Origin of the sequence: Desulfotignum phosphitoxidans DSM 13687, assembly GCF_000350545.1 — a bacterium.
GTDB classification, from domain to species: Bacteria; Desulfobacterota; Desulfobacteria; order Desulfobacterales; family Desulfobacteraceae; genus Desulfotignum; species Desulfotignum phosphitoxidans.
Map to the genome: position 1 here is coordinate 245,271 of NZ_APJX01000007.1, position 15,431 is coordinate 260,701.

Here is a 15,431-nt window from a genome sequence, read left to right on the forward strand (position 1 = left end):
CTCCTAAAAAATTATGCAAACAATACCAGACTGGCTGCCATCACGGCCATGCCGGCCACAACCCCGTACATGGCAATGTGGTGTTCGCCGTATTTTTCCGCTGTGGGCAGCAGTTCATCTAAAGAGATGAATACCATGATCCCGGCCACGGCAGCAAACATCACCCCGAACAAGGTATCCGTAATGTAGCGCAATACCAGAAAATACCCGATCACAGCCCCGGCCGGTTCAGCCAGACCGGATAAAAAAGACAGGCTGAATGCTTTTTTGCGGCTGCCCGTGGCGTAAAAAATGGGGACGGACACGGCAATGCCTTCCGGAATATTGTGGATGGCAACGGCGACGGCAATGCTTAGCCCCAGGGCCGGGTCCGCCAGCGCCCCCACAAACGTGGCAATGCCTTCCGGAAAATTGTGGATGGCAATGGCCAGGGCGGAAAACATGCCCATCCGATGCAGGTTTTTCTTGTTTATCTTGAGGTCCTGGTCGGGGATATCTTCGACATCCCTGACTTCATGGGGATTTTCAAAACTCGGGACCAGAAAATCGATCGCTGCGATCAGGACAATTCCGCTGAAAAAGGCCAGTGTGGTCATCAGATATCCCTGGACGGGCCCTAAGGCGGCCTCAAGGGATTCTCTGGCTTTGACAAATATTTCCACTAAAGAGACATAGATCATGACCCCGGCGGAAAACCCTAAGGACGCGGTTAAAAACCGGGTGTTCGTGGTTTTGGCAAAAAAGGCCAAAGCACTGCCGATGCCTGTGGACAGGCCGGCCATCAGTGTGAGGGAAAAAGCAAAAAGCACCGTACCGGCATCATACGCCATGCGCGGGAATCTCCTTGAAAAGGGGGGTGTCCGGGTTAAGTTACCGCATTTGTTTCAGGTTTTACCCGTTGGTTGTAATAATTTTTTCAGGGTAATGTCAATACACATTCATGCAGGATTGCTTGAATCCCGGCATCCGGTTCTTTTTTTCCACGGTCCGGGCTAGGGCAAAACTGTCCAGAAACTGCCGGGCATTGCCCGTTACAAAGGAAATAAGATGAATGTGCTGATCCAGAATCAGGCTGGCAGGGGTTTTGGATATGGCACCGCACACCAGGATGTTGACATGGTGTTTTTTCAGTGTATGAATCAGGTCGACGGGGGATTCGGGATCAAAATCCGTATAATAGTGCCTGGAAATTTTTTTGTCTGATATTTCCGCCACCAGCAGGGTGCTGGCCGCATCAAACACCGGAGAAATCCGGTTCCCCCACACGGTCACAGCCAGTTTCACAAAATGCCTCCACATACCGGGTTGGTGTGCTGTTTTATGCCTGAAATAAAAATTATGCAAAGCGTGTGCCGCCATTTTTCCAATTTTGTAAAAGAAAAGAAACCAAACCGCGTGATTCCGGATAATGGGTATGACGTCGAAATCCTGAGCGGTCTGTTTTTTTGGGAAAATTTTGGCAATGGCAGGAACCGGGGTCGCAAAATCAGGACTGCTCTGCGGGGGATGGTTGCAATTATAACTTGATCCCCAGTTTTTTGATCCGCCTGAACAAGGTGCTTTTGTGGATGCCCAGGTCTTTGGCAGCGGCATTTCGATTGTAATTGTTTCGGGCAAGCGCATCTGAAATCAAATTGATCTGGGCCGCTTTCACGGGATCATCCACGGGGGCCTGGCAGGGTGTCTGCTTTTTTTGAACCAGAAATCCCGGCAGATGGTCACAGGAGATGATCCCTTCCTGGCACAGCACAAAGGCATGTTCAATAATATTTTCCAGTTCCCGGATGTTGCCGGGAAACGTATGGGACATGAGCGATGCCAGCACGGCATGGTCGATTCCCTGGATGAATTTGCCCTGGCGCAGGTTCAGTTTTGAGACAAAGCGTTCCACCAGCAGCGGGACATCCTCCATGCGCTGGCGCAGCGGAGGCAGAAACAGCTTGACCACATTGACCCGGTAATACAGGTCCTGCCGGAACTGGTCCGCTTCCATGAGTTCGGACAGGTCCCGGTTGGTAGCCGCAATGATCCGGACATCGGTTTCTTCTTTTTCCACACCGCCCAAAGGGGTGTATTCATGTTCCTGGAGCACCCGGAGCAGGCTCACCTGAAACGCCGGGCTGGTGTCCCCGATTTCATCCAGAAACACGGTGCCGCCCCGGGCCAGGGCGAATTTGCCGGGTTTGTCCTTGACGGCATGGGTGAACGCCCCTTTTTTGTATCCAAACAGTTCGGATTCCAGCAATGTGTCGGGCAGTGCCCCGCAGTTGATGGCCATGAAAGGTTTGTCTTTTCTGGGTCCCATGTTGTGGATGGCCCGGGCCATGAGTTCCTTGCCCGTCCCGGTTTCCCCTTCAATGAGCACGGTGGCGTCGGACTGGGATATCTGGGGCAGGATGGTGAATATTTTTTTCATGGCGTTGCTGTTGCTGACAATGTCTTCCACATGAAAACTGGCGGACAGTTGTTTGCGCAGCGCTTCCACCAGAGAATGGTCCCTGAAGATTTCCACCCCGCCCAGCACTTCCCCGTGTTTATCGATGAGCAGAGACGTGGACACGGAAATGGGGATTTTCTTCTGGTTGGAATCGATGATATACGCGGAAGTGGACACATAAGGCTTACCTTCTTCCATGGTTTTTTTCAAAGCGCATTCCGCCTCGCACATATTGGACCGGAACACCTCCCAGCAGTGCCGGCCGATGGCTTCCTTTCTGGAGATGCCCGTGATTTCTTCGGCCGCCCGGTTAAACGAAGTGATTTCCCAGTTATAGTCAATGGTGAACACGCCGTCGGAAATGCACTCCAGAATAATCTGGGTGGTTTCCTGTGTCAGAGGGCCGGATATTTTTTTCGGATCAATCATGACAGCTCGCTTTTTTTTGTGCGTTGCGTCAACTGCTTCACCTGCTCAAGATAATGATTTTTGCACAAAGTTTCAACCGCGGTCATGTGTGAAAACGCCGGAATGAAATCAACGTCTCCTGTGGCAAATACCCCATGGCCATAAACAATCACCGTGTCGGACGTATCAAAGGCTTTTGGCAGGGTATGGCACAGCCCGAAGGGGCCTGTGCCCACTTCACCCGGAACGATGGGGATGTTTTTGATATGCCGGGGAACGGGGCAATGGGTATGGCACCGGGTATTAAAGGGACAGCACGCTTTTTGATCCGGATCGCAGTCCATGGACAGAATCACGCTGAACCGGGGGTGCCCGTGGAGAATGGCCCGGCATCCCGTGCGGGCAATGATTTCCAAATGAGCCGACAATTCGCTGGACGCCGTGATGCCGGCGGAAGACGATCCGTCCAGAGGCACGGGATCAATGCATCCTTCCAGCTCATCTAAGGCCGCACCCGTCTGGCTGATGTAAAGGGTATGGTTCAGGCAACAGGAAATATTGCCGAAATAAGAATCCACCAGCCCGTCGGCCACCACCTGCTTTCCTGCCTGGGACATGGCGGCTGTCGCCTTTGCTTCATCCGTGAAAGGACCGGACATCAGAGAAAAAGAAGGGGGTGAAACAGTCCCGGGTTGGGACGCTTCCAGAAACGGCAGGGTCTGCTGGTACACGGCATCCATTTCCGGGTCCGTGTGCCCGGTTTTCAATTCGGTCAGATAATCGGAGAAAAATTTTACAAAACAGGCAAAGCACACGGAACTGACATGCACAAATCCCTGTTCCGGGGTGACGGTTCCCGGTGCGATCACGGCAGGCCCCCGGGATTGGCCGCGGCGATCTTTTGTTAAAATGATCACGGTTTTTCTGCGGGACAGGTCCTGGACCATGCCCTGGGCCGTGAATTGATCTGCCACGGGCAGGTCATGAAGAAACGTGCGGGTTTCACAGTCCGTGGGCGTGATTCGTCCCGTGGTTTTCAAGGCCCGTTCCGCCAGAAACCCGATGATCCGGTCATAGGGCGGGGCAGGTCTTAAAAACACCAGGGAATTGATGGCCAGACGGTCAAACACGGATGTCAACACCGGGATTTCCCGGGCCGTCCGGTTCCATACCAGGGCCTGGTCCTTTCCGCCGATCAAGGGCGCATTCGCCCCCCGGGCCGTTGCCAGGCCGGCATGGATCAGCTTGTCGGCATATTTTTGGACCAGATCATCCATGGAGATCGAGCCCCAGTTGTTTTGCTTTTTCTTTGGTGGGCAACCCGCCCGGGGTCAGTCCCCGCACCTCGTAATAAGCGGCTTTGGCGGATTCAAACCCGGCCCGGTCAATGGGCGGCACTAAAAATTGCGCACATCCGGTGCCGGGATGGTCAAAAAACCGGTCCGGCAGGGTATCGTGCCGGGCATCAAATCCATTCAGGCTGTTGATGATGCGTTCATTGTAAACGATTTTTTCACCCACAGCCAACAGATCCCGGGCCGTGACCGGGTTTCCCGTGACCCCGTGCAAGGCATTGGCATATTCCTCAAGGCCTGCGGCAAAAAAAGTGAATTTGCATGCAATCAACGAATCCACCACGGCATTGAGGTCTTCGGAAATTTTGATGATCCGGGCTTTGCCGGAAAAAGAGAACCGGTCCGTGGCCACGGGTTTGCGCAAAATTTCATGGGAGATGGGATAGGCCCGCAGATGGCAGCCGCCCCGGGTGGACATGGCATATCCCAATGCCATGCCATAAGCCCCTCTTGGATCATAAGCCGGCAGTTCCAGGCCCTTGACGGCCATGGCCGTAGCCGGATGTCCCATGGATTGGGCATAATGGGCGGCCCCGTGTTTCAGGTCTTTGCCTTGTCCCCGGTCAAACGCGATATCTTCCAGAAGGGTCATCAGGGATTCGGGTGTCAGATCCCGGCCCGTGATTTCCCGGAAACAGGCCAGGGCCGATGCCGCTGAAATGGTGTCCATGCCCAGCCGGTTGCATACCTGGTTGGCGGCCGTCACCGCGTGGATGTCGTCCAGACCGATCAGGGCCGTGAAATGGGACATGGCTTCAAATTCAGGCAGACTTGCCCCGGGATCGGACCGGGTGGCGATTTTTTTGCACAAAATATGGCATCCTTTGCACCCGTGCCGTCTGGGCTGAAATGCCGCGGCATAGGCATGGGCGTTCAGGCGGGATGCCGGGTCAAACCGGGTGGCCGTGAAATTATGGGTAGGCATCATGCATCGGTTGTCCATCAGATCGTACAGGGCCCCCGTGCCCAGGCGGGACAGTCCGAATTGCCCCATGAGCGCGGGAGAGGCGGCCGTGAGCCGGACAATGTCTTCTCTGGCCTGTTTGAGCATTTTCAGATATTTGACCCGGGTGCGGCCCGTGCCGGACACCCGGATATATTTGATTTTTTTGACACCTAAGCTTGCGCCTAAGCCTGTGCGGCCAGCCGCATGATATTGATCCGTGATCACGGCGGCAAACCGCACCCCGTTTTCCCCGGCCGGGCCGATACAGGCCAGACTGTCTTTTCCCGGGGCCAGTGTGTCATGAACCCGGTCCGCGGGCATGCCCCATAACCGGCCGGCCGGCGCCAGTGTGATCTGGTTGTCCTGAATATGGATGCCCACGGGGGTATCGCTTTTTCCCGTGATGACCAGACCGTCCCATCCGGCCCGTTTGAGCTGAACCCCCATTTTCCCGCCCATGGATCCATCCCCCACCAGCCCGGTCAACGGGGAGATGGACATCATGTGGCATCGGCCGGAAGTCGGGGCAATGGTGGCGGTCAAAGGACCGGTGAACAGGCAGACAGGCATATCTTCATGGTCCCAGCCCAGGGGGGCGGCCGGGCGCACAAACAGTCCCCCTAAGCCCCGGCCCCCGATATGCCCGGCATAGGTTTCCGGGGACAGAGACAGGGTGCGGATCTGTCCCCGGGTCAGATCAATGAGGGCAATGTGTCCGGTCCACCCGTACATGGGTTAATAATAGACCGGGTTCCACACCATGTGATCGATCAGGGTGTTGAGCCGTTCCGGATCATTGTTGTGCTTGAACCGGGAAAACGCGCATCCATCCCCGGTCACGCCGGCGTTGATGGCTTCGGCCCCCACCTGTTTGGCCACGGCAATGGACACTTCTCTCAGCTGATCCAGGGGCGGACACAAAATCCCGTCCGCCAGGTCCTGATCCGAGATAAACCCGGCCACGGCATGGGCTGCGGCAGAGAAAAATACGGGCAGCACCCGGGTGGCGCCGGACGCCACAATTCCCAGACCGATGCCCGGAAACACAAACGCATTGTTCATCTGGCCGATGCGGTATGATTTGCCGTTGTGGGTCACGGGGGCAAAGGGCGATCCCGTGGCCACCAGGGCCTGGCCGTTGCTCCACTGGTACAGATCTTTGGGCAGGGCCTCCGCATTGGTGGTGGGATTGCTCAAAGGCAGAATGACCGGTTTTTTTGAAATCTGCATCATGGCATCCACAATGGACGGGTCAAAGCAGCCGGTCTGGCCGGAAGTGCCGATGAGTACCGTGACTTTTGCCTGGAGAATGGCATTTTTCAATGTATTGTCTGCCTGTGTTTTCAACCAGGGCAGGTCGGCCGGATCCTGGGCGAATTTGTGTTTATAAGGTTCCAGATCCCGGTCCGTGGTGACCACACCTTTGGAATCCATGGTGAAAATGCGCTTTCTGGCCGCCGTTTCATCCATGCCCTGTTCAATGAGTTCGGTCCAGATCTGTTCGGCAATGCCCACGCCCCCGGCACCGGCCCCGTTCACCAGAAACACCTGGTCGGTCAAGGATTCATTTTTGGATTTCATGGCCGCCAGAATACCGGCCAAAGTGATGGACCCCGTGCCCTGGATATCATCGTTGAACGAGATCACCTGGTCCAGGTATTTGTCCCGCACGGAAAACGCGGTTTGTTTGGAAAAATCCTCCCACTGGCACAGGGCTTTGGGAAACACTTTTTTAAAGGCGTTGACGAATTTTTCAATAAACCGGTCATAGGCCTCTCCTGTCAGGCGTTTGTTCCGCCAGCCCAGATACCCGGGGTCATCCAGCAACGTTTGATTGTCGGTTCCCACATCCAGGGAAATGGGCAGGCAGTGCCAGGGAGCGATGCCCGCGCCCTGGGTGTACAGCATCAGTTTGCCCAGGCAGATGGGAATACCCCCGGCCCCCTGGTCCCCTAAGCCTAAGATGCCCTGGTTGTCCGTGACCACGGCCACCCGGATGTCCTTGTCCGTGTAGTTGGCCAGAATATATTCCGCATAGTCGATATTGTCGGGAAACAGATGGATCCCGTTGGCCCGGCGGAACATACTGGAATACTGCTGGCAGGCCAGGCCCACGGTGGGGGTATAGATAATGGGCAGAAACTGGGTGACATCGCTGGCGATCACGGCATGGGCCAGAACCACGTTGCGGTCGTACAGGCTTCGGATGTAGATGAATTTTTCAATATCATTTTCTTTTTTGGCAATGATATCCAGGCTGTTCTGCACCTGTTCTTCCAGGGTTTTGACCCGGAAGGGAAGATATCCGCTCAGCTTGAGGCGGATCCGTTCTTCAATGGAGAATGCCGTGCCTTTGCTGATATTGTTGAAGCGAAGAATGTCAAATCCGCGAAGATTGATGGTGACACCCGTGGTTTCGCCGTATTCGCCGTACTCAAATTCGTAATGATTGATTTCCATGGTGGGAAGATCCTTTTCTTTTTAAATTAACTGCCGGTTGAAAATCGAATGGGATCATATCACAAATATTTGAATTTGGAAATCAGCATATATGAATGGGACCAGGACCCGTATCTCCGTGGGTAAAACTTTGTGCAGTCCATGAAAAAAATGCCGTTGTCCCGGCCGGCACGGTCCGCTTCCGTGCCGGCCGGATGTTCAATCAGACTTCTTCCTGCTGTTTGCGCAAATCTTTGCGCAGAATTTTGCCGACATTGGATTTGGGAAGCTCTTCCCGGAATTCCACGGCCACGGGCAGTTTGTATCGGGCCAGTCTTTCGGCACAATAATCGATCACCTCTTTTTCCGTCAGGGTCTGGCCCTGTTTGAGTACCACAAACGCTTTGATGGATTCCCCGCGTTTGGCATGCGGAATGCCCACGGCACAGGCTTCCACAATTTTGGGGTGCTCATACAGCACCTCATCGATGTCCCTGGGATAGACATTGTATCCCCCGGAGATGATCATGTCCTTGATGCGGTCCACAATGTAGAAATAGCCGTCCTCATCCATTTTCGCCACATCGCCGGTGCACAGAAACCCTTCTTTGGTCAGGGTTTTGGCGGTTTCTTCGGGTTTGTTCAAATACCCTTTCATGATCTGGGGTCCCCGCATGAGCAGCTCGCCGGGTTCTCCTGCAGGCATCTCTTTGGCCGGGTCTTCCAGGTCCACGATCCGGCATTCCGTGTCAGGCAGGGGCACCCCGATGCTGCCGACCTTGCGCCGGCCCCGGAACGGATTCACATGGGTCACGGGAGACGATTCCGTGAGACCGAATCCCTCCACAATAATGGAGCCGGTTTTTTTCTCAAATTTATTGATCACTTCCACGGGCAACGGCGCGCTTCCGGAAAAACAGCCTTTGATGCTGGTCAGGTCCGTATGTTCCAGATCCGGATGATCCAGTATGCCGATATACATGGTGGGAACCAGGGGCGCAAACGTGACCTTGAATTTGGAAATGGCTTCCAGCAACGGTTCCGCCTGGGGCTTGGGCACCAGCACATTGGCCCAGGCCAGGCGGATGGCCAGGTTCATGGACACGGACATGCCGAATACATGGAAAAAAGGCAATGCCCCCAGCATGATTTCCGCGCCTTTGTCAAATTCCGGAAACCAGGTCTCGATCTGCTGAATCTGACACGAGATATTCCCGTGGGTGAGGACAACCCCCTTGGAAACCCCCGTGGTGCCGCCCGTATATTGGTACATGGCCACATCATCAAAGGTCAGGTCCGCCTGGGTGGTATCCGGACTGTATTTGGCCATGATATCTTTGAACGCATGCAGATCCGGGGCCGGGGATACATCTTTTGCCAGGCCTTTTTTCTTGGCCACCAGCGGGAACAGAAGCCGCTTGACAAACGGCAGATAATCGCCGATGGAGGTGTACACAATGGTTTTGATATCGGTTTTTTCCCGCAGTGTCACCATTCGTTCCACCAACAGATCCAGGGTGATGAGAAATTTGGATTTGGAATCCGTAAACTGATGTTCCAGCTCCCGGTCCGAGTACAGCGGGTTGTTAAACACCACAATGCCCCCGATTCTTAAAATGGCATAATACGCCACCACACAGGGGATCACATTGGGCAGAAGAATGGCCACGCTGTCCCCTTTTTGGATACCGAAATCCTTGAGCCCGGCGGCAAATTTTCCCACCATGTCATTGAGTTCTTTAAAACTCACCTGGTACCCCTGGAAAATCAGGGCCGTATGGTCCGGAAACTGATCTGCCGACTGGGTCAGATATTGCGGCACCAGAATGTCTTCAAAATCAATGGTGCCCGGAATATTGGGCTCATAGGAATTCAGCCAGATTTTTTTTTCATATGCACTTTGGTCGGCCAAGGTCAGCTCCTTTCAAAAAAAGTTAAGTCATCCCCGGGATTGCGGGCAACCCGTTGGTCTCGGACATATTTATTTATGGATACAATAAACCGCTTTAAGACACAGGTGTCAAGAAGAAAACAATGTTTCATGTCTGAAATGATATCACAGGCCCTGCCCGGCAGGCGGGTGAACTGAAGTGCAATCCCTGGGATGAGACTTACTGGAGCAAAGAACTTTGTCTGCGGTTTCTGCCTGAAACGGTCTGGCCCAGAATCCATCCGATAAAAATGACCCCGAACCCGGCCAGAAACCATTTGATCATACGGGTCTTAAACAGGTTTTCTGATTCATTTTCCAGCGCTGCAACCCTTGCGGCCAGCTGCTGGTTCTCGTTTTCCAGTCGTTTGTTTTTTTCCAGGACCTGGTAGAGATCTTCCGTATTTTCGGACATGGTTGCCAGCTTGTTTTTGAGCTGTTCATGGGCCGTGGACAATTCTGTGAACTGTTTTTTCAACGCGGCATGTTCTTGTTTCATCTGTTGGATTATCTGGGATTTGGGCGTATCAAATGTCACAAACTGCTGCTCCACCCAACCCGTGTCACCGCTTGACAGCCGCACCTTGTAATACCCGCCCTGTTCATCTAAAAGGGTCATCCGGGTATCGCTTTCCAGGGTTTTCACCACGGGATACGACGGTCCGGGCCCCTGCCGGAAGGTCAGAATCAGCCGGTCTGTGACATAGCCGGTACGGGATTGGGAATAGCCCGCAACCGTGCTGAAAACAAGAATCAAACTTACCAAAAGAAAAGAAAATAGTCGCATGTGGCCTCCGGGGTGTTTTTGTTCCTTCAATACCAACCTTGAGATTATTTTACAATACCCGGGCAAAGGCCAGGGAAAAAAAACTTGATAAATTGCAGGAAACATGGGTATCACTCATAAACGGATTTGTGGAATAAAGGTCAGGGTGAAAATGGATCAGGCGCTGTATCGAAAATTGTGTGTGGCCAATATCATCAACGGGGTGACCGAAGGGTTGTCCAAGTTTTCACACCCCAGCCGGGTCGCGCTGATTTATGCCGCAGATCCGGCAGACCCTGTGAAGGTGCTGGATCCCCAGGATCTGCTCCGGGGACACGGGGTGAAGATCCACACCATGTTCAGCGCTAAAGAAAGTCAGTGGCAAACCCGGATCCGCACGGTCATTGATGGGCAGCCCGAAGGGTTTCAGATTCCGGAAAACGATCTGGCCCTTTCCGGCCTGATTTCATACGGCTGCTGCTGCAGTGATTTTTTTTACCAGGCCTGGTTCACGGAGCACCATCCGGATTTATGTTCCATTTATCCGGCCCAGCGGTGGCTGGAACAGGCGGCCACGCTGCTGATTCATGATTATAACGGTAAAAACGCCCCGATTCATTCATCGGAATATGCCCTTGAAAATTATGCCCTGCAGGCCATTGCCGATCATATTGTGGATCAACGGGACCGGCACCTGGCCCATGACAGCAAACTTCAGGTGCCGGCCATTTTAAACCATGTCCTGGAAATTTCCAAAACCCGGGAAGAGGGGGCCTGGCCCAGAGGGGTGCTGTTTTTCTGTGATCCCGCACAGATTGCAAAAATTGAATTCATCACCCGGATTCAAAAACATCAGCGGCCTCAGCTGTTTAATATCAAACATATCCGCAAGCTGATGGTGGCCGTGGAAGATTCCCACAGAAAACTGGTGTCCGACGGCCGGACCATCATCGGCATCACGGATGAACCCGTGCCTGATGATGCGATTGCGGTCCATTTCCGGGGGGATTACGGGTTTCTGGACATCAAGGACACCCGGATTGCGTCGTTTTTTGACGGCAGTTTTCATTCCATCACCCGGGAGGCCCGGCTGGTGGAGCTGGAAGAACTGCTTTTGGACACGGATCTGGACACGGACCGGGCCACGGTGCTTTTCCAGGTGGTGTCCCATCTGGTGCACAATGCGGGCCGGGCCCGCCATGGCTGCACCCTGGTGATCGACCTCAATGATCCGCCCACGCGGCTGTCCGGCCATGTGCTGGACCCGCCTTTAAGCCTGATGGAAACCCGGAACATTGAACTGGCCTGTTCTCTGCTGAAAATCGACGGGGCCGTTCATCTGACCGCAGACACCTGTATCCATGGATTTGCCTGTCTGCTGGACGGCCGCACCATTGAATGGGAAAAAATGGCCCGGGGGGCCCGGTACAATTCCGCGCTGCGGTTTTCCGCCGCCAATTCAGGGATTATCGTGGTGGTGGTGTCTGCGGATCGTCCAGTGTCCATCATTTACAACGGCATTGAAATCAGTGCGTTCAGCGACTGGCGGCCCATGAGTCAACATATCCCGGAACCTGTGGTTCTGGAAAATTATTTAAATGGAGTGCTTTTATGAGTCACAAACACGAACACAGCCATCCCCATGAACATGACCATCCCCATGATCATACCCACGAACATGACCATACTCACGAACATGCCCATCCCCACGAACATGATCATACCCATCCCCATGACGGAAAACCGGACATGTCCACCAAAGAAAAACTGGCCGTGCTTCTGGCCCACTGGGTGGATCACAATGACAGCCACAAGGACAATTATTATTCCTGGGCCAAAAAAGCAAAACAGGCCGGGCTGGACACCATTGCGGCCCACCTGACACAGGCCGGGGACCTGTCTGAACAGGTGACGCAGCAGTTGAAACAGGCAAGTGACCACCTGCATGGATAAAATGATCCGGCACCTGGCCGGCCAGCGGTTGATGCTGGGATTCAACGGGACAAAATTCAACAAGGATCTGGAAACCATTATCCGTGAGTATCAGGCCGGGGGCATTATTTTGTTTAAGCCCAATATCGTTTCCCCGGATCAGGTGGCCGCCCTGTGCGCCCGTGCCCAGGCATATGCCGCATCCTTGAATCTGCCTCCGCTGTTCATTGCCGTGGACCAGGAGGGCGGGGCCGTGTCCCGGCTTTCGCCCCCGTTCACCCAGTTTGACGGCAACCCGTTGATCCGAACCCGGGAACAGGCAGCCGCCTTTGCCCGGATCACGGCCGGAGAACTCAAGCAGGCCGGGATCAACATGAATCTGGCGCCGGTCATGGATGTGGTGCCCCCGGGCACGGATTCCATCATGAAAACCCGGGCGTTTCCCGGAAACGCTGAGGCCGTGGCGGATCTGGGCACCACCGTGATCCAGACCCTGCAATCATCGGGTATCATGGCCGTGGCCAAGCATTTTCCGGGCATCGGCCGCACCGTGCTGGATTCCCACCATCATCTGCCTGAACTGGATGTGGAACTGTCTGAACTAAAGGCCGTGGACCTGCTTCCCTTTGAGGCGGCCGTGCGTGCGGATGCGGCCGGTATCATGATCTCCCATATCCTGTACCCCCGGCTGGATCCCCGGTGGCAGGCCAGCCTGTCCAAGGCCATTGCCCATGATTTGATCCGGCACACCCTGGGATTTGACGGCCTGGTACTCACGGATGATCTGGATATGAAAGCCATTGATCAGGATATGGATGTCTGCATGGCCCGGATTCTGGCATCTGAAATTGATCTGGCTCTGATCTGTCACCAGGGGCCGGACATTGAAAAAGCCGTCATGGCCCTGACCCGGCAGCTGTCATCCGACCCCAAAGCCCGGGCATCCGGCCGGATGTGCGTTCAAAGAATATACCGGTACAAGGAAGCGTACTTAGGATGGAAAAAACCGGATCGTTTGTGATCCTGGGTCAGGCAGACAGGTTCAGGGCCCTGGAAAACACGTCCTTATCCAGGCCGCAGAGATGGCCGTCCCGGATCATGACCGCGCCCCGGGCCGCCACCATGGCGGCATTGTCCCCGCACAAAGACACGGGCGGGGCAATGACTTCAATCTGATACCGGGCCGCCCGGCGGGTCAGGGCCGCCACCAGGGTCTGGTTGGCGGACACCCCGCCGGAAATACCGATCTGCCGGCAGTGCCGGGATTGGGCTGCCGCCACCAGTTTTTCGCACACCACATCGACGACTGCCGCCTGGAATGCGGCCGCCACCCGGGCTTTATCGTCACGGGTTTGAACCGGATGCTCATGAACATACCGGGCCACGGCGGATTTAAGCCCTGAAAAACTGAAATCAAAACTGCCTTTTTCCAGCAGGGACCTGGGAAACACAATATCCCCGGGGTCACGGTCCCTGGCCATCGCCTCGATCACGGGACCTCCGGGATATCCCAGTCCCAAGGTTTTGGCGACTTTGTCAAAGGCTTCTCCGGCGGCATCGTCCCGGGTCTGGCCCATCAGTTCAAACCGGTTGTCGGAAACCACATGATAAATATTGGTATGTCCGCCCGACACCACCAGGGCGATAAAGGGAAACTCAGGGGCCGGCCGGCATAACAGCAGGGAATGAATATGGGCTTCCAGGTGATTGACCCCGGCAAAAGGCAGGTTTTTGGCCCAGGCAAAGGCTTTGGCAAAGGTAAATCCCACCAGGAGCGCCCCCACAAGCCCGGGTCCCCGGGTGGCCGCCACCCCGTCAATATCTTGAATCGACAGGTTGGCCTCATCCATGGCCCGGGTCACCACGGGGGTGATGGCCTGGACATGCATGCGGGAGGCCAGCTCCGGAACCACGCCGCCATAAGGTCTGTGCGCATCCACCTGGGATGCGATCACTGAAGACAGAATCCGGTTGTGTCCGTCTACGACGGCGGCGGCGGTTTCATCACACGACGATTCAATACCCAGAACAATCATAAAGAACCGGAACGATTATAAACAATCAGATCCACTGGACCTGTGCTTCATTATTTTTTCTGTCCGTGACTTCACCGATGAAAAACGCCGGCTCATTCATGGCCTTGAGCCGGTCCATGACGTCTTCGGTCGATTTTTCCGGAATCACCAGAATCATGCCGATGCCGTTGTTAAAGGTCCGGTGCATCTCAGCATCCGACACATGGCCGGAAGACTGGAGCAGGTCAAATATGCGCGGTCTTTCCCAGGCATTTTTTCGGATCAGGATTTTGCAGGCATCCGGAATCACCCGGATGATGTTTTCATCAATGCCGCCCCCCGTGATATGGGCCAGTCCGTGAACGGGCAGATCCCGCATCAGATTGTGGATAGAGGGCACATAAATGGTGGTGGGCCGCAGCAGTTCCTCTCCCAGCGTGGTGCCCAGTTCCGGCATGTGGGTGTGTACATCAAATTTGCAGTGATCGAAAAATATTTTTCTGACCAAAGAAAATCCATTGGAATGAACACCGCTGGACCCTAAGCCGATGAGCTGATGTCCCGGACGGATGTAGGAGCCGTCGATAATTTTATTGTTGTCCACAATGCCCACGGAAAACCCGGACAGATCATATTCACCGGGTTGATAAATCCCCGGCATTTCAGCGGTTTCCCCGCCGATCAGCGCGCATCCGGCTTTGGTGCAGCCTTTGGCAATGCCTTTGATGATCTGTTCCGCCACGGTGTTGTCCAGCCGGCCCATGGCCAGGTAATCCAGAAAAAACAACGGTTTGGCGCCCTGGACAATGATGTCGTTGACGCACATGGCCACCAGATCGATGCCGATGGTGTCATGCCGGTCCATGAGAAATGCAATTTTCAGTTTGGTGCCCACCCCGTCCGTGGAACTGACCAGTACGGGATTGGGTATATTGGACAGATTGAGAGAAAACAGGCCGCCGAATCCGCCGATTTCTCCCATGACACCGGATCTGGGAGTGGATCGGGCAATATCCTTGATCCGGTCCACCAGCTGGTTGGCTTTGTCGATATCAACCCCGGCATCTGCATATGTTAAAGAATCATTCATGAAATTCACCTTGTCTGGGCAATTGGCTGTCAATAAAACCCTAAGATGATAAACAGTCGGGCCTTAAAAGTCAAAAGCTTTTTGACATGGCCGCAGTTATCATGTATTTATCC

General features: G+C 54.5%; 13 protein-coding genes. 3 read left to right on the forward strand and 10 right to left on the reverse strand.

Annotated features, from left to right (window positions below):
• Positions 1 to 11 precede the first annotated feature (11 nt).
• The 8 genes from zupT to DPO_RS16355 all read right to left on the reverse strand — a co-directional run bounded on the left by zupT (position 12) and on the right by DPO_RS16355 (position 10,302).
• Complete coding sequence (gene zupT / locus DPO_RS16315; protein ID WP_006967278.1) at positions 12 to 830, reverse strand: zinc transporter ZupT; 819 nt, start codon at positions 828 to 830, stop codon at positions 12 to 14.
• 97 nt (positions 831 to 927) lie between these two features.
• Positions 928 to 1,284, reverse strand: a complete 357-nt coding sequence (locus DPO_RS16320) for a NifB/NifX family molybdenum-iron cluster-binding protein (protein WP_006967279.1) — start codon at positions 1,282 to 1,284, stop codon at positions 928 to 930.
• Positions 1,285 to 1,516: 232 nt separating this feature from the next.
• Positions 1,517 to 2,866, reverse strand: a complete 1,350-nt coding sequence (locus tag DPO_RS16330) for a sigma-54 interaction domain-containing protein (protein WP_006967280.1) — start codon at positions 2,864 to 2,866, stop codon at positions 1,517 to 1,519.
• Positions 2,863 to 4,122, reverse strand: coding sequence for a class II aldolase/adducin family protein (locus tag DPO_RS16335; RefSeq protein ID WP_006967281.1), 1,260 nt, complete (start codon positions 4,120 to 4,122; stop codon positions 2,863 to 2,865). Before DPO_RS16335 ends, DPO_RS16330 begins: the two co-directional genes overlap by 4 nt.
• A complete protein-coding gene (locus DPO_RS16340) occupies positions 4,115 to 5,878 on the reverse strand; it encodes an aldehyde ferredoxin oxidoreductase family protein (RefSeq protein WP_006967282.1) in 1,764 nt (587 codons plus the stop codon). The genes DPO_RS16335 and DPO_RS16340 overlap by 8 nt, the downstream gene beginning before the upstream one ends.
• Before the next feature lie 3 nt (positions 5,879 to 5,881).
• Positions 5,882 to 7,606 carry an NAD-dependent malic enzyme gene (locus DPO_RS16345; protein WP_006967283.1) on the reverse strand — a complete coding sequence of 575 codons (1,725 nt, stop codon included), beginning with the start codon at positions 7,604 to 7,606 and terminating at the stop codon, positions 5,882 to 5,884.
• A 202-nt stretch (positions 7,607 to 7,808) separates the two neighbouring features.
• Positions 7,809 to 9,497: a long-chain-fatty-acid--CoA ligase gene (locus DPO_RS16350; protein WP_006967284.1), complete on the reverse strand. Its 1,689-nt coding sequence runs from the start codon at positions 9,495 to 9,497 to the stop codon at positions 7,809 to 7,811.
• A gap of 199 nt (positions 9,498 to 9,696) precedes the next feature.
• Positions 9,697 to 10,302: a TIGR04211 family SH3 domain-containing protein gene (locus DPO_RS16355; protein WP_006967285.1), complete on the reverse strand. Its 606-nt coding sequence runs from the start codon at positions 10,300 to 10,302 to the stop codon at positions 9,697 to 9,699.
• A 151-nt stretch (positions 10,303 to 10,453) separates the two neighbouring features.
• Here DPO_RS16355 and DPO_RS16360 point away from each other — a divergent pair, with 151 nt between their 5' ends.
• From DPO_RS16360 to DPO_RS16370, 3 genes are read left to right on the forward strand one after another with little or no spacing between them, the layout of a single operon-like run.
• Entirely contained in the window at positions 10,454 to 11,896 is a 1,443-nt protein-coding gene (locus DPO_RS16360) for a DNA integrity scanning protein DisA nucleotide-binding domain protein (RefSeq protein WP_006967286.1), read from the forward strand.
• Positions 11,893 to 12,234, forward strand: a complete 342-nt coding sequence (locus tag DPO_RS25255; RefSeq protein ID WP_006967287.1) for a hypothetical protein — start codon at positions 11,893 to 11,895, stop codon at positions 12,232 to 12,234. The genes DPO_RS16360 and DPO_RS25255 overlap by 4 nt, the downstream gene beginning before the upstream one ends.
• Positions 12,227 to 13,234, forward strand: coding sequence for a glycoside hydrolase family 3 N-terminal domain-containing protein (locus tag DPO_RS16370; RefSeq protein WP_006967288.1), 1,008 nt, complete (start codon positions 12,227 to 12,229; stop codon positions 13,232 to 13,234). The genes DPO_RS25255 and DPO_RS16370 overlap by 8 nt, the downstream gene beginning before the upstream one ends.
• Positions 13,235 to 13,241: 7 nt before the next feature.
• Here DPO_RS16370 and tsaD read toward each other — a convergent pair whose 3' ends face one another.
• Both tsaD and purM read right to left on the reverse strand, forming a co-directional pair.
• On the reverse strand, positions 13,242 to 14,249 hold the full coding sequence (gene tsaD / locus DPO_RS16375; protein WP_006967289.1) for a tRNA (adenosine(37)-N6)-threonylcarbamoyltransferase complex transferase subunit TsaD: 1,008 nt from the start codon (positions 14,247 to 14,249) through the stop codon (positions 13,242 to 13,244).
• A gap of 25 nt (positions 14,250 to 14,274) precedes the next feature.
• Entirely contained in the window at positions 14,275 to 15,318 is a 1,044-nt protein-coding gene (purM, locus tag DPO_RS16380; RefSeq protein WP_006967290.1) for a phosphoribosylformylglycinamidine cyclo-ligase, read from the reverse strand.
• Between the last annotated feature and the right edge of the window lie 113 nt (positions 15,319 to 15,431).